At 71.2% G+C, this 18,848-nt stretch carries 21 protein-coding genes; 14 read left to right on the top strand and 7 right to left on the bottom strand.

The window, feature by feature from the left end; genetic code table 11:
• Window positions 1-61 precede the first annotated feature (61 nt).
• The gene (locus tag ACP7TJ_RS31820; protein WP_427767156.1) at window positions 62-1,564 is read left to right on the top strand and encodes a PAS domain-containing protein; all 1,503 of its coding nucleotides are present in this window, start codon (window positions 62-64) and stop codon (window positions 1,562-1,564) included.
• On the top strand, window positions 1,489-2,076 hold the full coding sequence (locus ACP7TJ_RS31815) for a PP2C family protein-serine/threonine phosphatase (RefSeq protein WP_427767153.1): 588 nt from the start codon (window positions 1,489-1,491) through the stop codon (window positions 2,074-2,076). Before ACP7TJ_RS31820 ends, ACP7TJ_RS31815 begins: the two co-directional genes overlap by 76 nt.
• A gap of 106 nt (window positions 2,077-2,182) precedes the next feature.
• On the opposite strand, the gene ACP7TJ_RS31810 is transcribed toward ACP7TJ_RS31815, so the two are convergent.
• A complete protein-coding gene (locus ACP7TJ_RS31810) occupies window positions 2,183-3,403 on the bottom strand; it encodes an MFS transporter (protein WP_427767150.1) in 1,221 nt (406 codons plus the stop codon).
• Between the two features lie 90 nt (window positions 3,404-3,493).
• On the opposite strand from ACP7TJ_RS31810, the gene ACP7TJ_RS31805 reads away from it, so the two are divergent.
• Window positions 3,494-4,255 carry a DeoR/GlpR family DNA-binding transcription regulator gene (locus ACP7TJ_RS31805; protein ID WP_427767147.1) on the top strand — a complete coding sequence of 254 codons (762 nt, stop codon included), beginning with the start codon at window positions 3,494-3,496 and terminating at the stop codon, window positions 4,253-4,255.
• Between the two features lie 25 nt (window positions 4,256-4,280).
• Here the strand turns inward: ACP7TJ_RS31805 and ACP7TJ_RS31800 are convergent, their stop codons facing one another.
• From ACP7TJ_RS31800 to ACP7TJ_RS31785, 4 genes are all read right to left on the bottom strand, one after another.
• A complete protein-coding gene (locus ACP7TJ_RS31800) occupies window positions 4,281-5,042 on the bottom strand; it encodes an isocitrate lyase/PEP mutase family protein (RefSeq protein ID WP_167741702.1) in 762 nt (253 codons plus the stop codon).
• Between the two features lie 166 nt (window positions 5,043-5,208).
• A complete protein-coding gene (locus ACP7TJ_RS31795) occupies window positions 5,209-5,868 on the bottom strand; it encodes a DUF305 domain-containing protein (RefSeq protein ID WP_386001185.1) in 660 nt (219 codons plus the stop codon).
• A gap of 96 nt (window positions 5,869-5,964) precedes the next feature.
• Window positions 5,965-6,369, bottom strand: coding sequence for a DUF6153 family protein (locus ACP7TJ_RS31790; RefSeq protein WP_386001187.1), 405 nt, complete (start codon window positions 6,367-6,369; stop codon window positions 5,965-5,967).
• Between the two features lie 101 nt (window positions 6,370-6,470).
• Window positions 6,471-6,836, bottom strand: coding sequence for a DUF6223 family protein (locus ACP7TJ_RS31785; protein WP_401540906.1), 366 nt, complete (start codon window positions 6,834-6,836; stop codon window positions 6,471-6,473).
• 240 nt (window positions 6,837-7,076) lie between these two features.
• Between ACP7TJ_RS31785 and ACP7TJ_RS31780 the strand changes: the two genes are divergently transcribed.
• Both ACP7TJ_RS31780 and ACP7TJ_RS31775 read left to right on the top strand, forming a co-directional pair.
• Window positions 7,077-8,204, top strand: a complete 1,128-nt coding sequence (locus tag ACP7TJ_RS31780) for a sensor histidine kinase (RefSeq protein ID WP_367474409.1) — start codon at window positions 7,077-7,079, stop codon at window positions 8,202-8,204.
• Window positions 8,201-8,863 (top strand): response regulator, encoded by a 663-nt coding sequence (locus tag ACP7TJ_RS31775; protein WP_427767141.1) that lies wholly within the window; start codon window positions 8,201-8,203, stop codon window positions 8,861-8,863. The genes ACP7TJ_RS31780 and ACP7TJ_RS31775 overlap by 4 nt, the downstream gene beginning before the upstream one ends.
• Here ACP7TJ_RS31775 and abc-f read toward each other — a convergent pair.
• On the bottom strand, window positions 8,827-10,488 hold the full coding sequence (abc-f, locus tag ACP7TJ_RS31770) for a ribosomal protection-like ABC-F family protein (protein WP_427767139.1): 1,662 nt from the start codon (window positions 10,486-10,488) through the stop codon (window positions 8,827-8,829). The two genes, ACP7TJ_RS31775 and abc-f, sit on opposite strands and share 37 nt — an antisense overlap.
• A gap of 228 nt (window positions 10,489-10,716) precedes the next feature.
• Here abc-f and ACP7TJ_RS31765 point away from each other — a divergent pair, with 228 nt between their 5' ends.
• From ACP7TJ_RS31765 to ACP7TJ_RS31750, 4 genes are all read left to right on the top strand, one after another.
• Complete coding sequence (locus ACP7TJ_RS31765; RefSeq protein WP_386001246.1) at window positions 10,717-11,304, top strand: TetR/AcrR family transcriptional regulator; 588 nt, start codon at window positions 10,717-10,719, stop codon at window positions 11,302-11,304.
• A 148-nt stretch (window positions 11,305-11,452) separates the two neighbouring features.
• Window positions 11,453-12,022 (top strand): hypothetical protein, encoded by a 570-nt coding sequence (locus ACP7TJ_RS31760; protein WP_093768886.1) that lies wholly within the window; start codon window positions 11,453-11,455, stop codon window positions 12,020-12,022.
• A gap of 137 nt (window positions 12,023-12,159) precedes the next feature.
• Window positions 12,160-12,693 (top strand): DUF488 family protein, encoded by a 534-nt coding sequence (locus ACP7TJ_RS31755; protein WP_167741694.1) that lies wholly within the window; start codon window positions 12,160-12,162, stop codon window positions 12,691-12,693.
• A 1-nt stretch (window position 12,694) separates the two neighbouring features.
• The gene (locus ACP7TJ_RS31750) at window positions 12,695-13,003 is read left to right on the top strand and encodes an MGMT family protein (RefSeq protein WP_266404510.1); all 309 of its coding nucleotides are present in this window, start codon (window positions 12,695-12,697) and stop codon (window positions 13,001-13,003) included.
• A gap of 95 nt (window positions 13,004-13,098) precedes the next feature.
• Here the strand turns inward: ACP7TJ_RS31750 and ACP7TJ_RS31745 are convergent, their stop codons facing one another.
• Window positions 13,099-13,401 carry a hypothetical protein gene (locus ACP7TJ_RS31745; protein WP_093768883.1) on the bottom strand — a complete coding sequence of 101 codons (303 nt, stop codon included), beginning with the start codon at window positions 13,399-13,401 and terminating at the stop codon, window positions 13,099-13,101.
• Between the two features lie 151 nt (window positions 13,402-13,552).
• Here ACP7TJ_RS31745 and ACP7TJ_RS31740 point away from each other — a divergent pair, with 151 nt between their 5' ends.
• The 5 genes from ACP7TJ_RS31740 to ACP7TJ_RS31720 all read left to right on the top strand — a co-directional run bounded on the left by ACP7TJ_RS31740 (window position 13,553) and on the right by ACP7TJ_RS31720 (window position 18,764).
• Window positions 13,553-14,077, top strand: a complete 525-nt coding sequence (locus tag ACP7TJ_RS31740; RefSeq protein WP_370166686.1) for a GNAT family N-acetyltransferase — start codon at window positions 13,553-13,555, stop codon at window positions 14,075-14,077.
• A gap of 183 nt (window positions 14,078-14,260) precedes the next feature.
• A complete protein-coding gene (locus ACP7TJ_RS31735) occupies window positions 14,261-15,118 on the top strand; it encodes an SDR family NAD(P)-dependent oxidoreductase (protein WP_167741691.1) in 858 nt (285 codons plus the stop codon).
• 81 nt (window positions 15,119-15,199) lie between these two features.
• The gene (locus ACP7TJ_RS31730) at window positions 15,200-15,760 is read left to right on the top strand and encodes a GNAT family N-acetyltransferase (protein ID WP_367474417.1); all 561 of its coding nucleotides are present in this window, start codon (window positions 15,200-15,202) and stop codon (window positions 15,758-15,760) included.
• Window positions 15,761-15,871: 111 nt separating this feature from the next.
• A complete protein-coding gene (locus ACP7TJ_RS31725) occupies window positions 15,872-17,137 on the top strand; it encodes an MFS transporter (protein WP_093768881.1) in 1,266 nt (421 codons plus the stop codon).
• Between the two features lie 109 nt (window positions 17,138-17,246).
• The gene (locus tag ACP7TJ_RS31720) at window positions 17,247-18,764 is read left to right on the top strand and encodes a DUF4246 domain-containing protein (protein ID WP_387791401.1); all 1,518 of its coding nucleotides are present in this window, start codon (window positions 17,247-17,249) and stop codon (window positions 18,762-18,764) included.
• Window positions 18,765-18,848 lie beyond the last annotated feature (84 nt).

Here is an 18,848-nt window from a genome sequence, read left to right as displayed (position 1 = left end):
CGGGGTACTGGGGATTCGTTGCCCACGTTCACTTCCCGGGCAGGGGCAGGTGGAGGCCCGCATGAGGCTGACGATGTTCGATCCCGCTCCGATCGGTGTGGTGTTCACCCGAGGGCCGGAGCACCGGCTCGCGTACACCAACGCCGTCTACCGGAAGACCTTCGGTGACCGTCCGCTGGGCCGACCCCTCCGGCGCACCTTTCCCGACCTCGCGCAGTCCGGCTATTTCGACATCTTCGACCGGGTCCTCGCCACCGGCGAGGCCGAGGTGCTCACGGCCGTTCCCATCGACCTCGACTTCGCGGACTCGTCACGGGAGGGGACACGCTACTTCACGTTCAGCGTCTCCCGCGCGACGGTGAGCGACGGGAGTCGTGGGGTGCTGGGCGTGGTCGTGGAAACGACTGAGCAGGTGACTGCCGCACGGCGGATCCGTGTCCTGTCCGAGGAGCGACGCCGTGCACTGCTGCGCTACCGCAGCCTGGTGCGCGCCGGGTCGGAGATGGTGTGGGTGACGGGCCCGGAAGGCGGTGTGACCGAGCCGAGCCCGGGCTGGCAGCGGGTCACCGGGCAGAGCTGGGAGGAGTTCCGCGGCGACGGGTGGATCGACGCGATCCATCCCGACGACCGCGCCGCCGTCGTCGAGCGGTGGAGCCGCGCCCTGCGGGAGGTGCAGCCGCGCTTCACCCACGCCTACCGGTTGCGGCTGGCCACGGGCGGCTACCGGCACTTCGGCGTCGACGCCGCGCCGGTCCGCGACGGGGACAGGGTGATCGAGTGGATAGGCACATGCCGGGACGTCGAGCAGGAGTGGCAGGACGCGCGCCGGGAGAAGCTGCTGGCCCGGGCGACCGCCGTGACGGCGGACACCGCCCGGCCGGACGAGATGCTCGCCGCCCTCACCGCGGTGATCGTGCCCGAGCTCGCCGACAGCTGCACCTCCTACCTTCTTCCACAGGCCCTGCACCGCACTCCAGGGACCGCCCTGGCCGCCGAACGCGTCGCCGCCGTGCCCCGCCAGGGCCCTCCCGGCCCGCCCCCGCACCAGGCCGAGCATCTGGGCCCGGACAGCGCCCTCGTCCGCGCCGCCGACCGGCGCCGCCCGGTCCACGCCGTCTTCCGGCCCGGCTCACCGCCGCCCGACATCACCCCGACCGGCACCGACCCTGGCTGGCGCCCGACGCCAACAGCGTCGTCCTGCTGCCGGTCGTCGTCGACGGCACCACCGCCGCCCTGGTCGTCGCCTGCGTCAACGGCGATCGCCCGCCCCTCGGGGCATCGGAGATCAGTCTGCTGCAGACGCTCCTGGAGCGGGCCCACACCCCCTTGCGCAACGCTCTGGAGTACCAGCGAACCCGACAGGTGGCGCTCGCCCTCCAGCACAGCCTGCTCACCGAGCCGCCGGACGTCCCCGGCCTCGGCATCGCCGTCCGCTACCGGCCCAGCAGCTCGGCCGCCGAAGTCGGCGGCGACTGGTACGACTCCTTCGTGCTGCGCGACGACGCCGCCGTCCTCACCGTCGGTGACGTCGCAGGGCACGACCTGCCCGCCGCGGTCACCATGAGCCAGTTGCGCAACATGCTGCGCGGACTCGCCCTCGACCGCGAGGAACCCACCGGCGAGATCTTGCGGCGCCTGGACGCGTCCGTACAGACCCTGTACCAGGAGTGCACCGCCACCTGCGTCCTGGCCCGGATCGAACGCCCGGCGCCAGGCCTCCTGCAGCTCCAGTACTCCGCCGCGGGACACCCTCCGCCGCTGCTCGTGGAGGCGGACGGCACCGCTCACTTCCTGGACGAGGGCCGCTCCCCGATGCTCGGCCTGCTCCCCGACCCCCGCCACAGCACTGCCGTCCACCCCCTGCCCCCCGGTTCCACGCTGCTGCTGTACACCGACGGGCTGGTCGAGCGCCGGAACGAAGATCTCACCGACGGACTGGACCGGCTGCGCCGCCACGCGTCAACCGCGGCCCGGCGCCCACTGGAATCGTTCTGCGACGAACTGCTCGCCGGGATGCTGACCGCCGACAACGACGACGACACCGCGTTGGTGGCGCTGCGCCTGTCCGTGGCGTAGCACCCCGCCCGCTGTCTCCGCAGCTCGTCGGCGTCCCCCGTCGCGATACGAGGAGGCAGGTCCGGGTGCTTGTGCGGCACGGGGTCAGGCCGTGCCGCACAAGCGGTCAGTGGCCGACGCCGGCTGTCTCGCCGTGTGGCGTGCGGTCGGGTTCCGTCCGCAGAACCCGGGCGCCCACAGCAGTGGTCACGCACAGCAGGGTCAGCAGGATGAAGGTGTGGTTGAGGTCGACGAGGTGGGTCAGCCAGCCGATGACGGCGGGACCGGCGAGCATGCCGACGTAGCCGAGCCCGGCGACACGGGAGACGTTCGCGCCGGCGGCCGCCGGGTCGGCATTCCCGGCCGCGCTGAGCAACTGCGGGACACCACCGGCCAGGCCCAGCCCGAACAGCGCCCAGCCCGTGAACGCCGTCCACATCCAGGGGCCGAGGGCCACGAGCGTAATGCCGACAGCGGCAGTGGTGGCGCCGTGACGCAGGACCGCCATGGAGCCGAACCGGGCGACGAGACGGTCGGCCAGCAGACGGCCGGCGGTCATGGCCGCCGCGAAGGTGCCGTAGGCGAAGGCGGCGGTGCTGGTGGACGCGCCGAGGACGTCCCGCAGGTGCAGAGCGCTCCAGTCGTTGGCCGCGCCCTCACACAGCATGACCATCAGCGCCAGGACGGCGAGCAGCCAGACCCGTCCTGCCATGCCGGGGCGTGCGACGGCGGGTGATGCGTGCTTCACATCGCCGGCCGTGCGGGTCGCGTCGGTCTCCTCGGCGACGGGGGCGGCGGGCATCAGGGCTCGTACCGAGGCCAGGGCGATCACGATGCTCCCGCCTCCGATCGCGGCCATGGTGGCGACCGGGCTCACACCGGCGCTCGTCGCTCCCGCCGCGACGAGCGCGGCGAGGACTCCGCCGACGGAGAACGTGGCGTGGAAGCCCGACATGACGGGCCGTCCGTAGGCCTTCTCCACGTGCACGGCGTGGGCGTTCATGCTCACGTCCAAGCCGCCGTTGCAGGCGCCGAAGACCAGCAGGGCGCCCGCCAGCGTCCAGGGATCGGGGGCGAGGCCCGGCAGCACGAGGGAGGCGCCGCACAGTACGGCGGTGGTGGGCACCACGACGCGCGCGCCGAGACGGTCGGTCAGCGGACCGGCCACCTGCATCCCGACGAAGGCGCCGAGCCCGAGCAGCACGAGCAGGCCGCCCAGCGTCGCGTGGCTGATGCCCACCCGCTCTTCCGCGGCCGGGATGTGCACCACCCAGGCGCCCATCAAGGTGCCGCACAAGACGAAATAGACATACGTCGCCACACGGGCGCCGCGAAGCGAGCGTTCCATGCCGCACACCGTAACGAACAGTCGAGATGTTCGGAAGACTGGATAATGAACATCTTGAGTGTTCGTCGTCCGGTGGTGTTCAATTCCGGCATGAGCAACGCAGACCGGCACGGGTTGATCACGAAGGTCGTCAGGGACGCCGGCGGTGCGACGGTCCAGCAGCTCGCGGAGCTGACGGGGGCGTCGGAAATGACCATCCGGCGCGACCTCGACACCCTGGCCGCCCAAGGCGTCCTCGAACGCGTCCGGGGCGGAGCACGAAGCCTGCTGCTCAGGGGCGAGGAGCCCCCGTTCGCTCTGCGCGCCCACGAGGCCGTCGACACCAAACGCCGGATCGCCGCCAAGGTCTCCGCTCTCATCGCCGACGGCGAGAGCGTGGTGCTCGACAGCGGTACGACCTGTCTGGAGGTCGCCCGTCTTCTGCGCGACCGGCCCGTCACCGTGATGCCGCTGTCCCTCCAGGCCATCCAGCTGTTCGGGGCGACGCCCGGCCAGGCCACCCTGGTGGTGCCCGGCGGTCAGCCCCGCGCCGCCGAGGGGGCCCTCACCGGCCCGCTCACCCTTGCCTGCCTGGCCGCCCTGCGTTTCGACACCGCCGTGATCGGCTGCTGCGGCTTGAGCGCGGCCGACGGCCTGACCGCCTACGACCTCGACGACGCCGCGGTGAAGAAGGCGAGCATCGCCTCCGCCCGCCGCACACTCGTCGCCTCGGACGGCAGCAAGCTCGGCCGCACCGCCTTCGCCTACGTCGGCCCCTCGGCCCTTCTGCACACCCTCGTCACCGACGACACCGCACCCCCCGACGAGGTGGGCGCGCTGGAGAACGCCGGCACCGTCGTCACCACCGCCTGACCACGTGCGAGGCCCGGTCGGCTTCTCAGGGTGACCACGGCTTGAGCATGTCCTTCATCGTGTCCGTCAGAGCGAATTGCAGCAGCGGGCCGTAGGTGATGCGGCCCACGCCGAGGCGGCGGAAGCGCTCGAGGTCGTGCTTGACGGGGTGGGCCGTGGAGTTCACCGGGACCGTGACCGCGCCGGTCACCGCCGTGAGCAGGTCGTCGTCGTCCTGGATGCCCACCGGGTAGACGCTGTCGGCGCCGGCCTCCACCAGGGCGCGCAGTCGCTCGATCGCCTCGTCGAGGACGGCCGCGGCGTCCTGCGCGTGCACGAAGAGGTCGGTGCGCCCGTTCACCCAGACCGGGACCCCGGCATCGTCGGCCGCCGAGCGCAGGCCGGCGACGTAGCTCGCGTGTTCCTGCGTGCCGCGTACGCGGCCGCCCTCGGAGTGGACGGTGTCCTCGACGTTGAGGCCGACGCCGCCGACCTCGACGAGACCGGCGATGAGGTCGGCGGGCTTCTGCCCGTATCCGGCCTCCAGGTCCACGGACACCGGAACGTCGACAGCAGCGATGATCGGCCTGACGGCGGCGAGGACCTCCTCGAAGGTCTGCCCCTCCTTGTCGTCGGCCCCTCGGGAGTCGGCAAGGGGATGACTGCCGATCGTGAGCGCCGGGAACCCGGCGGCGACGGCTGTCCGCGCGGACCAGACGTCCCAGACGGTCGGCAGCACGAGCGGCTTGTGCTGGGCGTGCAACTGCTTGAGGCGCTGAGCGCGCTCAACGATGGTGTCAGAGGCCATGACCGGCACGCTACCCCGGATCGCCGTGGGCAACTCCCCGACAGGCGTTGTCCGGACGGGCGCCGACCCGATGTCGGATGCGGCTGATGCGGGGGCGGTCGCGCAGAGGCGGCGGCAGGGGGCGGGCACCCACGATGCCCGCCCCCACCCGCTCAAGCGCCGGGCATCAGTTCTTGCCGAGCAGCTTCTTCATCTGCTCGATCTCCGCGCTCTGCGAGGCGATGATGTCCGCGGCCATCTTCCGGGCCGGGGTGTGGGCGCCGTCGGCCTGCTCGGTCTTCGCCATCTCGACCGCGCCTTCGTGATGCTTGATCATCATCTCCATGAAGGCGGTGTCGAACGCCTTGCCCGAGGCGTTCTCGAGCGCGGTCATCTCCTCGGCGCTCATCATGCCCTCCATGCCTTCCATGCCCTCCATGCCGCCGTGCATGGAGTGGTCCATGGCGCCCTCGGCAGGCACGGTCTCCCCCCAGGAGGTCAGCCAGCCCGACAGCTTCTCGATCTCCGGGGCCTGCGCCTTCTTGATGTCGGCGGCGAGCTTCTTCACCTCGGCCGACTGCGCCCTGTCGGGTGCGAGGTCGGCCATCTCCACGGCCTGGCGGTGGTGGGGGATCATCCCCTTGGCGAAGGTCACGTCGGCCGTGTTGTGCCGGCCCTGCGAGGCCGGTGCCGAGGCGGCGGACGCCGAGTCGGTGGCCTGGTGGCCGCCGTGTCCGGCCGAGCCGGTGTCGTCGCCGCTGCCGCCGCAGGCGGCCAGGACGAGTGCCGCCGCCCCTGTGGCGGCGACCACGGCGGTACGGCGGGCGAGGGAACGCGTGCGGTTCATTGGTGCAACTCCTTCACGCGCGCCGGTCGCGGCGCGCGGTGGTACGGATGTGACGGCGTGCTCGAGCGCGGCACCAGGGGTGCCGGGCGGGCCGCTCTATATCCGGAGGAGTTGCAGTTCGGACAGGTCGGGCGGGGCCCGTCCGTCATGGGGCGAGCCGGCGGCCGCCGAGGTGAGGGAAGGCGTGGCGGGTGCGTCGAGCACCGTGCCGGTCAGCGCCGGCGGCGTGTACGCCGTGGCCGTGCCGGCGGCGGCGCAGGTGCCGTCGGCGTGATCGAGGTGGCCGGGCAGTCCGTCGGTGTGGGCGCATCCCCCGTCCGCGTGCGGCACTCCCTCCGCCACAGCCGGCGCCATCTTGTGGACGGCCGCTGCCTGCTGCGGCGCCGGCGTCCCGCCGGGAGCCAGGCCGTGCATGCCCAGGACACCGGCCAGCACCGCCAAGGCCAGCAGCACGAACAGCCGCCCGGCCGGGCGGCTGCTGGAACGGCTGCTCGCAGTCACGGGTCCATCGTAGGGGGAGGTGTGCGGCGGGTGGGTGCGGAGGCCCGCCAGATGTGTACGAGCTCACCCGCGGACGTCATGTCGCCGGCCAGCCGGGGCGGTCATCCGCCGGGCGGGGTGGTCCGCGCCGTGGAGCGGATCAGGGCCCGGCGGCCGAGGAGTACGGCGCCCAGTCCCAGGGGGACGGCCACGACGGCGCCGACGAGTCCGTTGCCCGTGCCGGGGCCTCCGTCGGCGGTGGCCAGGTGCAGTATCGCGAGAACCGTCCCGACCGCGCCCATCGCGATGGCCGCCATCCCGCCGGTGCGCGGGTTGCCCGCGCTGATCCGGCGGCCGGCGCGGGTCGTGGCCAGCCGGCCGAGGGCCAGTCCGAGCGCACCGGCCGCCAGCGCCAGGTTGGCCCCTGTCCTCCCGTCACCGATGATCCCGCCCTCGGCGGCCGCCATCAGTACTGCTGGAGCGCTCATGCCGCTCCCCTCCTTCTTCCTTCGTCGTCGTGCGTTCCCGACGTCCGGTGTCTCTGCGCCAGGATGCGCGCCGGCCCTCCGCCCGGTCGTCCAGCAGCTGCGGGCATTTCCAGGTGCCGCCGGGGCCGTACCGGGGTACCGCGGCGGCGGCAGTCGGCGTTCGGCTACCGCGCACGCGGTAGCCGAACGCTCCTCCAGGAGCGGGATCCGTCGACGACCGCGTCCGGTTACGGTGCACCCATGGACAAAGGACGGTTCGCTGTCCCGGCCGGCGTCACCGCGTGGGCGACTGCCCTGGGCGTGGCGGCGCTGATGCTGGGCACCGGCCTGTCCGGGCCCCACCCGTCCGGAGGGCGCGGGCTGCTCGGCTCGGTGCTGCTGGTGGCCGGCGGACTGTCGCTGGCCGCGCACCGGCGGGCGCCCCTCGGGGTTCTGGCCGTCACCGGCGTATGTGCGGTCGGCTACCTGGCAGCGGGGTTCGAGGCGCTCGCCGTCTCCTGTCTGGTCGCGGTGTACGGAGCGGTGCGTGCCGGACACCGCAAGGCCACGGTGGCCGTCTCCGTGGGTCTGGTGGCCGCGCTCCACCTCACGGCCCTGGTCCTCCACGAGGGCACTCCGGGCGAGGCCATGGCGCAGGCCCGGAACACCCTTGAGCTCGCCTGGCTGATCGCCGCGTTCGCCGCCGGGGAGGCGGTACGGCAGGCCGAACGGCGGGCGGACGAGGCCGAGCGCACACGTGAGGAGACCGCGCGACGCCGGGCCGACGAGGAACGGCTGCGCATCGCACGGGAGTTGCACGACTCGCTCACCCACCAGATCTCCGTCGTCAAGGTGCAGTCCGAGGTCGCCGTCCACGTGGCCCGGCGACGCGGCGAGCCCGTGTCGGAGGCCTTGCTCGCGATCCAGGAAGCCGGCCGGGAGGCGAGCCGGGAGCTACGGGCCACCCTCGAGGCGCTGCGGGACGACGACACCGCCCCGCCGCACGGGCTCGACCACATCCCCGGCCTCGTGGAACGGTTCCGGGGAACCGGCTTGCGGACCACCCTGACGATCACAGGGCATCCGCACTCCGTACCGGCCGCGGTGAGCCGCACCGCCTACCGGATCGTTCAGGAGTCGCTCACCAACGTCACCCGGCACGCCGCGGCCACCACCGCCTCCGTGCTCATCGACTACCGGCCGGAGGCCCTCGCTGTCCGCATCGACGACAACGGAGAAGCCACCGTGCGGTCGGCGCCGACGCCGGGACACGGATTGCTCGGCATGCGCGAACGCGTGGCGGCGCTGGGCGGCCGCCTGTGCACCGAGCCGCGCAGCGCCGGCGGCTTCACCGTCCAGGCCGAACTCCCCACGAACGGAGCCTCGTGATCCGGGTCCTTCTCGTCGACGACCAGCCGCTCATCCGCAGCGGCTTCCGCGCGCTGCTCGACCTCGAGGACGACATCGAGGTGGTGGCGGAGGCCGCCGACGGCGAGGAGTGCCTGGCAGTCGTCAAGGAGCATCTGCCTGACGTCGCTCTCATCGACATCCAGATGCCTGTCATGGACGGCATCGAAGCGACCCGGCGCATCGCCGCGGATCCGGACCTGACGGGCGTGCACGTCGTCATGCTGACCAACTACGGCATGGACGAGTACGTCTTCGACGCGCTGCGCGCCGGCGCCGCCGGCTTCCTCGTCAAGGACATCCTGCCGGAGGACTTCCTGCACTCCGTACGCGTCGCCGCCCGCGGTGACGCGCTGCTCGCCCCCGCCATCACCCGCACGCTCATCGACCGGTACGTCACCCAGCCACCCCCCGCCCTCACCGGCAGCGGGCTGGAGGAACTGACCGGCCGGGAACGCGAGACGGTCGCCCTGGCGGCACACGGCCTGTCCAACGACGAGATCGCCCGTCGCCTGGTCATCAGCCCGGCGACCGCGAAGACACACATCAACCGGGCCATGACCAAGCTGCATGCCCGTGACCGGGCCCAACTCGTCGTGTTCGCCTATGAGTCGGGCCTGGTGACTCCGCGCGGTGCGTAGACCTCGGACCGGGCCCGCCTTGGTGGGAGGGGGAGGTGGGCGCCGGTCCAGCGGGTGCGGAGGCGGCGGTCGTGGGAGACCAGGAGGATCGTGCCCGGGTAGTCGGCCAGGGCGTGTTCGAGGTCTTCGATGAGGGACGGGGAGAGGTGGTTGGTCGGCTCGTCCAGCAGGAGGACGTCGCTCGGGCGGCTCAGCAGGCGGGCCAGGGCCAGGCGTTGACGCTGGCCCGTGGACAGGTCCGTGACCCGGGCGGTGAGGCGGTCCGGGGTGAACAGGCCCAGGGCGAGGAGGGTCTCAGTGTGCTCGTCCGGGTGGCCGGGCAGGCCGCGGGCGAACGCCTGGAGCACCGTCTCCCCCGGCCGGCCGGGTGCCGGTTCCTGGGGCAGGTGGCCGATCCGGCCTCGGCGGGTGACCTGGCCGGTGTCCGGGGTGAGGTGGCCGGCCAACACGGTGAGCAGGGTGCTTTTGCCGGTGCCGTTCGGGCCCGTGATCAGCAGGCGCTCCCCTGCTTTGACGGTGAGGTCGGTGGAGGCGAGGCGGCCGGTGACGGCCAAGCCCGTTGCTTCCAGGACCGTGCCCTGCAGACGGCCACCCTTGGAGGGGGTGAGGGTGAAGCTCAAGGGTTCGGGTGGTGTGGGGACCGGGGTGGCAAGCAGGCGGCGCAGGCGTTCTTCCGCGTTGCGGATGCGGCCGGCCACGGACTGCTGGACGCGGCCCGCGGCGCGGTCGTAGGCCATCTTGTTGCCGTCCTTCATCGCCCGGCCGGGGGCGACCCGGCGGGCGGTCACCGCGGCCGCTTCACGCTGGGCGGCCACCTCCGCTTCCCAGCGGGCGTACTCCTGCTCCCAGCGGCGGCGGGCCGCGGCCTTCTCGGCGAGGTAGCCGGTGTAGCCGTTGCCGTAGCGGGTGACCGTGCGGCGGTCGGCGTCCACCTCCAGGAGCGTGGTGGCGACCCGGTCCAGGAAGGTGCGGTCGTGGGAGACCGCGATCGTGGTGCCCCGGCGGGTGCGCAGGTGGTCCTCGAGCCAGGTCAGGGCCTGGTCGTCGAGGTGGTTGGTCGGCTCGTCCAGCAGCAGGACCTCCGGAGACGCGGCGAGGAGGGCGGCCAGGCGCAGGCGGACCTGCTCGCCGCCGGAGAGGTCGCCGATCGCGCGGGTACGGGGCAGGTGGGCCAGGCCCAGACCGTGCAGGGCGCGTTCGACACGGGCGTCGGCCTCGTAGCCACCGCGTAACTCGAACGCGGTCAGCAGGTCGCCGTACTCGGCGAGCACCTGGGCGTTGTCCCCTGTGCCGTCGGCCATGGCGGCTTCGAGGTCGCGCATGCGGGCCTGCATCGCGCGCAGGTCGCTCAGCGCCTCGTCCACCGCCTGCTGGACCGTGTGATGCGCGGGCAGGGTGCCGTCCTGGGGGAGGTAGCCGACGCCGCCGTCCGCCCGCACCGTCACCTCACCACTGTCCGGCCGCTCGGCGCCGGCCAGCAGGCGCAGCAAGGTCGACTTGCCCGAACCGTTCTCCCCGATGATCCCGGTACGTTCACCCGCGGCCAGGGTGCAGGAGACCGCATCCAGGACGAGACGGCCGTTGTACGACTTCGAAACGGAGCGGACGGTGATCTGTGTGGGCACGCGGGTTCTCCTGGACGTTCGAGTGACGGGCGGCCGTGGTGGGCCGGAGGGCCGGGTGAGCGTCCGGGAGGAGCATCTTTCACATCCCTACTGCGACAACAGTTGCATTAAGATGCTGTCATGACGGCAGGGGGCGCGGCAAGCGCACAACCCGGGGCGGCGCCACGACTACGGCAGGCGGCGCGCGCCGAGGTCCCGGGTGAGGGTGAGAGGGCCGCCGGGGCTGCGGTGCGGCGGCCGGGTGGGCGCAGTGCCCGGATCCGGGCGCAAGCGCTGGGAGCTGTAGAGGAGTTGCTGGTACAGGAGGGGTACGACGCGCTGAGTGTGGACGCGGTGGCCGAGCGGGCCGGCGTGCACCGCACCACCGTCTACCGGCGCTGGCGCGACGTGGGCGGACTCCTCGCCGACGTCCTCGACGCCGCCGGCAGCGACGCCTGGCGGCCGCCCGACACCGGCACGCTCGAAGGCGACTTGGTCGCCGTCAACGCCGAGCTGGAGGCCGGCCTGACCGATCAGCCTGTCACCGCCGCGCTGATCGCCGCCTCCTTCCGCTCCCCCGAGGCGGCCGCAGCGCTCCAACGGTTCTGGGACGACCGGTACACGCGGTGCGCGGTCGTGGTGGAGAGGGCCGTGGCGCGGGGCGAGGTCCCTGAGGGAACGTGTGCGCGCAGGGTGCTCGTCGCCGCCACGGCCCCGGTCTATCAGCAGATCCTGCTCATGCGGGACCGAAGCGACCCCCTCCTCGCGGAGCAGGCGGCGCGGGGAGTGGCGCTGGCCGCCGCGCACGGGGTGTTCGTCGGCGGGCAGCAGGAGTAGCGAGGCGCGGTCCGGGCGGCGCGCACCCGAGGGGTGTCACCCATATGGCCTGCAGTGATGGCAGGGCACACGCAGTCCGGCGAAGGTGGGGTGGGCTTCGCCGTCCACGCCGGACAGGCCCCCCAACCGATCCTCAAGGAGCTCAGCCATGTCTGATCGCAACACCGCCATCCGCAGCCTTCACGATCTCGGCCTGGCCGCCTGGTTCGGGGGCTCACTGATGGGAGCGGTCGGCCTCAACGGAGCGGCCCAGGACGAAGGCGGCACGGAGGCGAGCCGTGACCGAATCGCCTCGTCAGGCTGGGCGAAGTGGGCGCCGGTCAACGCCGCCGCGATCGGAGCGCACCTGTTCGGTGGTGGCGGGCTGCTCGCCGTGAACGCACACCGTGTCGCCACCCAGCAGGGCGTAGCCGCCTCCACCGCGGCCAAGACCGTCATCACCGCGGCGGCTCTGGCAGCGACCGCCTACGCCCGCGTCCTGGGCAAGAAGGTCGAACTGGGCTCCTCCACCGATCCCGAAGACGCCGAGAAGGCGGCCAAGCACCCGATCGACCTCGACAAGGCGCGACGGCAACTGGCCGCCGCGCAGTGGGCGGTACCGGCCCTGACCGGGTGCCTGGTCGTGCTCAACGCGCTCCACGGCGAACAGCAGCGCCCGACCGAGCAGATTCCCGGCATGTGGGAGCGGGCCCGCTCCGCCACCCACCTGATGCGATAGAGCCGCGCAAGGCACGACCGTCCAGTTGACCGCCCGGGCGGGCGGTTACCCGCCCCCTGCCTGATTGGCGGCCCGCCCGGACGGGCACCCGACGGCCGGAGAGCGATGCGCGCTCCGACGGCTGACCCGGAGATGTGATGGCCAACCGCGTCTACACCATCGGGCATTCGACCCGCACCTTCGACGAGGTGCTGTCCATGCTGCAGGAACATTCGATCACCCACGTGGTGGATGTGCGTTCCTATCCGGCGTCGCGCAAGTTTCCGCAGTGGAATCAGGACGCGATGATCGACAATCTCCCTCCGGCCGTCCACTACCGGTGGATCAAGGAGCTGGGCGGCAGGCGGCACACCCCCAAGGGTGTCGAGAGCGTCAACAACGCATGGCGGGTGAAGGCCTTCCGCGACTATGCCGATCACATGATGAGCAGCGAGTTCAGAAAGGGGCTGGATGAACTGCTCGACCTGGCCGCGCAGGGTCGGCCGGTGATCATGTGCAGTGAGGCCGTGCCGTGGCGCTGCCACCGCAGACTGATCACTGATGCGCTGCTCGTCGCCGGGGTCGAGGTCGTGCACATCATGTCCGCCACAGTGACAAAACCGGCATCCTTGAACGAGTGGGCGAACGTTCACAACGGTCGCATCACCTACCCTGCGCCCTGTGGTGCGTGAGATGAGCAGGGACATCGTCGCCGAGGTCCGCGAGGCAGTCGCAGCGGTGCCAGCGGGAAGTGTCGCCTCCTACGGAGACATCGCAGAACGGATCGGAACAAGCCCGCGGCAGGTGGGGCGCGCGATGGGCCTGCTCGACGAAGGTGTGCCCTGGTGGCGCATCGTCCGCGCGGACGGCACGCCCGCGACGTGCCACGAGGGCCAGGCCCCTCGGCTGCTGGCCGCGGAGGGGACACCGATGCGCGGGACGCGCGTGGACATGCGACGCGCACGGCACCGCGGGGAGCCGCCTGTCCCACCGTCGCCGTAGCCGCGAGCCCGTAGTACGGGGCCGCCAACCAGGCGTCGCCGCGGTGGGCTTCGCGCCGGCTGACGGCGGTGGGTGGCGGACTCGCCGGCGAGCGCTCAGGCAGGGGCGTGGCGGCCGGCGTTCGACACCGTGGGCGGGGTGGCGTGGCGCTGCGCCCGCCCTGCGGTCGCCGGGACTGCGAGGCGCCGGAGGGCGACGGTCGCCGTGACGTACAGCGCGGCGAACACGGCCAGGAGGAGAACGCAGACCCACAACTGCCGGCTCCCGGCGGCCTGCCAGCCGGTCAACGCGGCAGAACCCGCCCACAGCACCATCGCCGCGGCGTAGAAGGAGCGGATGCGGCGGAGCTGCCGCACAGCCCGCGTCAACTGAGTACGTTCACTCTTCTTCGGTGCCATGCGCCCCCGTGTACCCCCGAATCACGCGCGCAGCCGACCTCGTCGGAGTCGAGTGGCCTCCCGCCTGCACCTGCCGGTTCCTGACCTCCCCCCTGCGCCCGCTTCAGCGTCGGCCGCCAAGCTTCTCGGACACGAAGGTAGGGTCGGGCTCATGCCCGAGTTGCAGCGGCTCCACGCCGGTCATGCCCCGGCGGTGCTGGCTTTCGAGCTGGCGAACCGCGCGTACTTCGCTGCCTCGGTCCCCGATCGCGGCGACGAGTTCTTCGAGCGGTTCACCGGCCGGTTCGACGCGTTGCTGGCCGAGCAGGACGCCGGCATCTGCGCCTTCCACGTACTGGTCGTGGAGGACGGCTCGGTGCTGGGCAGGTTCAACCTCGTCGACATCGAGAACCACACCGCGGAGCTCGGCTACCGGGTCGCGCAGCGTGTCGCAGGGCGGGGTGTGGCGACCGCGGCCGTCCGGGACATCTGCCGACTGGCCGTGTCGGAGTACGGGTTGCGTGCGCTGCGGGCGGCCACCGTCCATCGGAACATCGCGTCTCAACGCGTACTGGTCAAAGCCGGGTTCGTTCCCGTCGGACCCGTCGATCCGGCTCACGTCGGCGGCGAGACGGGCACGTGGTATCAGCGCGACCTGGTCGACGCGGTATCGCCGGAATGCCGGCGGGTCACGTAGGCGCCCAGAACGCCTGCGGGCCGCCGCCGCGGTACGGGGACGTCGTGATGCGAGCCCGGGGAAGGTGTGGTGAAGTGGGTTCCGGTCGCCTGTGGTGCCAGGGACGACATGGCGCCCGCGTGCGCCGGGGGCGGTGCAGTGAGGTGCCTTCCGGGAGTCACTCCCGACGGGAGGGAGTACATCGTGTCCCCCACGACGTGGTTCATCACCGGCGCGTCCAGCGGTCTCGGCCACGCACTGGCCCAGCATGTGCTGGAGCGGGGGCACCGGGTCGTCGCCACGGCGCCGGTGGTCGCTCCCATGGCCGGCTTGGCGGACCGCCACCCTCATGAGTGCCTGGTCCTTCAGCTCGACGTCACGGACGGTCGCCGGTGCGCCGAGGCCGTGCGGGAGGCCGAGGAGTGGTCCGGCGGCATCGACGTCCTGGTCAACAACGCGGGTATCGACTTCATCGGTGCTCTCGAGGAACAGCAGGAATCGGATTACCGCGCGGTCTTCGAGGTCAACTTCTTCGGGGCCGTGACACTCACCCGGGCGGTGCTGCCCGCGATGCGCGCGCGTCGCCGCGGGACCATCGTGAACATCTCGTCCATGGACGGGCTGGCGAGTCTGCCCGGGAACGGCTTCCACTCCGCGAGCAAGTTCGCCCTGGAGGGTTTCACCGAGGCCCTGTGGCAGGAGATCGAGCCCTTGGGGCTGCGAGCGCTGCTGATCCAGCCGGGCTCCTTCCGCACGGGGATCGAGACTCGCACGCGCGCTTCCGGGGCGCCGATCAGTGATTACGCGGTCACCGCGGGAGCCTTCCGGGCCATCATGAACAAGGTGACTCCCGACATGTTCCCGGGTGATCCGGCCAGGGGGGCGGCGGTGATCTTCGACGAAGCCCTGTCCCCCACGCCACGGCACTGGGTGGTCCTGGGGAGTGACGCCCAGCGCAGGATCGGCGTCAAACTCGACCAGTTGCGTGCCGAGTACGAGGCCGGGAAGGACGTTGCACTCAGCACCGACTTTCCCGGGAGCGGTGAGTACGCGATGCTGTGAACGCGTCGGAGAGGTCCGCTCGACAGTGCCGCCGGGTAAACCGCTGGTCGGGGTCGAGCGGGACGCGGCAGGATGATCCGCATGACCTTGCCCACTCCCGAACTGCACACCGATCGCCTGCGACTTCGGCCGTTCTCCGAGGGCGACGCGGCGCCGCTCTACGCCTTGCACAGCGACCCTCATGTGCTGCGCTACTGGGACTCCCCACCGTGGACCGACCCGGCCCGCGCCCAGCGCTTCCTCGCGACGTGCCGCAGGATCGAAGAGGAAGGCACGGGAGCGCGGGTGGCCGTCGAGCGGGTCTCCGACGGCGCCTTCATCGGCTGGTGCGGGCTCATCGACTGGAACCCGGACTTCCGTAGCGCGGTGCTGTGTTACGTCTTCGATCCCGCGGCCTGGGGACACGGGTACGCCACGGAGACCGTGCACGGCGTCCTGGGGTGGGCTTTCGACACCCTGGATCTCAACCGCGTCCGGGCCGACGTCGACACACGGAACGGGGCGTCGGCGCGCGTACTGGAGAAGCTCGGCTTCGTCCACGAGGGCACCCTCCGCGAGGACTGCGTCGTCAACGGCGACGTCTCCGACTCGTGGGTCTACGGACTTCTCCGGCGTGAGTGGCGTCCGGTGGGGGTGCGTTAGGAGCCGGGCACAGCCCCCCTCCTCTGAGATGCGGCCGGTGATGGCCTGATCAGGGGGTGGTGGTCGGCCCATGTCACTACGCTGAGCGCCTTCACCCATCGGGAGGTCCGGTTGGCACGGCGGAGCACGCTCGGGCAGGACTTCCGGCGTTTGTGGGGTGCTTACGCGGTCAGCGCGGCGGGCAGTGCCGTCGGCATGGGGGCGTTGCCGCTCATCGCCCTCCTGGTGCTGCACTCCTCTGCCTTCCAGGTCTCCGTGCTCGCCGCGTTGTCCGCGGTGGCCAGTGCGGTGATTGCTCTGCCGCTCGGTGTGCGGATCGAGCATCAGTACAAGCGGCCGGTCATGATCACCGCCGATCTGGCCCGCTGTGTGATGCTGGCGAGCATTCCGGTCGCCATGGCTTTCGGCAGGCTCACCTTCATCCATCTGTGCGTCGTCGGCGTTCTCCAGACGGCGACATCAGTCGCGTTCGACGCGGCGAGTGGAGCACACCTGAAAGCACTTGTCCTTCCCGAGCACCGTCTACGTGCCAACAGCCTCTTCGAAACGACCAACTGGATCAGCGTCAGCGCTGGTCCGCCCGTCGGCGGGCTTCTGATCGGGGCTCTGGGCGCGGCGGCCACGATGGTGGTCGACGCATTGTCCTTCCTCGCATCGGCCCTGGGAATCCGTCGCATTCGGCAGCCTGAACCCGCGCCACCGGTCCGCGCCGCCAGTGCTCACCTGGGTCGTGACATCGCGGCGGGCTGGCAGTACCTCCTGCGCCACCCCGGGCTGCGTCCGTTGTTCTTCAACGCGCTGCTCTTCGGCGGATCCGTCATGATGGCCTCACCGTTGATGGCCGTTCTCATGCTGGATGACCTCGGCCTGGCGCCGTGGCAGTACGGACTCGCCCTGGGACTGCCGTGCCTGGGCGGTGTGCTCGGCTCACGTCTGACTCCGCTGCTCGCCCGGCGATTCGGACAGCGTCGCACTCTGCTGGTGTCCGGTGTCGCACGCACGCTGTGGACGATCCTGCTGCCGCTGACGCCCTCCGGTGCCATCGGCGTGTTCGTCATCGTGGCCGCCGACTTCGGCCTGCTCTTCTCCGCCGGGATTTTCAACCCGTCGTTCACCACGTATCGCATGGCGGCCACACCGGACGCTTTCATGTCGCGCGTCGGCACCTCGTGGTCCGTCGGCGCGAAGACCTGCCAGGCCGCCTTCGTGATCGCCGGTGGTCTCATCGCCGCCACAGCGGGGGTACGCGGTGCCCTGCTCATCGCCGGCCTGCTGTGCATGGCGAGCGCTCTGCTTCTGCCCTGGCGCGAGGCACGCTTCTCCACCGGGCCGTCTTCACCGCCGAGTCGGCACTGTTCCTGCCAGCCGCATCGCTGAGAGATGACCAGCAGGTTCCTATCGTGGCCCGACGCGTGGGCCCGTCAGCGTTGTCAGTCCGCTGCCGTAATGTTCCCGGCGCTCGTACCGACCGGGAGGGTCAAGAGAATTGACTGGGATGACCGCTTTTCCGTTGCCGTTTCTGGCAAGCCGTTCCTCGACGTCCGCCAGGCCTCGGACGCTGCGGGAGATCGAGATGATGCGGTGCAGCGCGCAACTGCGGTCGAAACCGCGGTGGTTCGAGAAGATGTGCGATGCCGGCATCGTCGCGCGGTGGGCCGAGGAAGCGGCGGCTCAAGGTATGACCGAGGCGCAGGTGCGGTACGTGCTCGACGAGCTCGCGCACTATGCGGCGCTGCGGGACGAGCGGACCGGTGCGGAGGTGTCGGCCGTGGACGGGGTGTGGCAGTCCGACGCGCTCGTCGACGACACGCTCCGGGCACGGCTGCGGGAGGCGGTGCGGGTGCTGGAGGAGGTGCCCGAGGAGGAACGTGACTGGCATCCCGGGTCCGACGGCCAGGTGCTCGACCTTGTGCATCCCTCGCTGTTCTGCCTCGTACGGGACGTGAGCGGGGCGCCCGAGCGGGCCTGGGAGAATCCGACGGACCGGTTCTCGCGGTACGAGTTCTCGGAGAAGTTCCAGTGGCTGCCCACGGACGTCGACGTGGACGACGACGGCCGGGTGAGCTTCCGCTCGTACGTGAACAACGTGCACCCCGAGAAGCACCGTGACCTCGCCGCCGTACTGCCGGAGCTGTTCGCCCGCATGCTGCCGCTGTGGGAGAACGTCCTCACCGATCTGCGTCATCCGCGTCCCCTGCGCATCACCGTCGATCCCTACAGGTGGTACGAGTCCGACGAGTACGACGTCCCGGAGCCTGAGGAGGACGACTTCGCGGACGAGGAGTCGTACGAGAAGGCTTACGAGGCGTGGGAGGAGGCGGAGGAGAAGTGGTGGGACGACCGCCGGCCCATCCTCCCCGACGCCCCGGCGTTCACCCCGCCCCAGGTGCCCGAGGGCCCCGACCGGGTGAGCCTGCGTGGGCGGCGGCTGCAGGTGATCGTCAAGCTCGCCACCATCCACCTGACCCCGGACAAGCCCGAGTACGCGGGCGGATCCTGGCACGTCGAGGGCATGCTCAACGAGCGGATCGTCTCGACCGGCCTCTACTACTGGGACAGCGAGAACATCACCGAGAGCCGGCTCGGTTTCCGGACGGCGCTCGACGATCCCGAGTACGCGCAGAACGACCACAACGGCATGCGGGAGGTGTACGGCCTGGAGGACGAGGGCTCCCTCAACCAGCTGCTCGGATCGGCGGCCACTCCGGCGGGACGCTGCCTGGCCTTCCCGAACATCCTGCAGCACCGGGTCAGCCCGTTCCGCCTCCAGGACCCCACTCGGCCAGGTCACCGCAAGATCCTCGCGTTCTTCCTGGTCGACCCGTCGCACACGATCGTCTCCACGTCCGATGTGCCGCCTCAGCAGCCGTGGGCCGAGACGTCGACCATGACGCTCGAGGAGGCCAAGGCCTACCGCGAAGAGCTGATGAAGGAGCGGAAGTTCTTCGTCGACGAGCACAACGAGCAGATGTACGAGCGGGAGTTCTCGCTCTGCGAGCACTGAACGGCCCGCGCGGTGCGACGCCCTGAACGCGGTCGCGCGTGATCGGATCGGTTCGCAGCGGTCGGGCCTGGTCAGGGGGACCGC

Source organism: Streptomyces sp. DSM 41931, from assembly GCF_050271085.1.
GTDB classification, from domain to species: Bacteria; Actinomycetota; Actinomycetes; order Streptomycetales; family Streptomycetaceae; genus Streptomyces; species Streptomyces albogriseolus.
The sequence above is the reverse complement of the archived record's forward strand: the minus strand, read 5'-3'. Positions and strand labels throughout refer to the sequence as shown.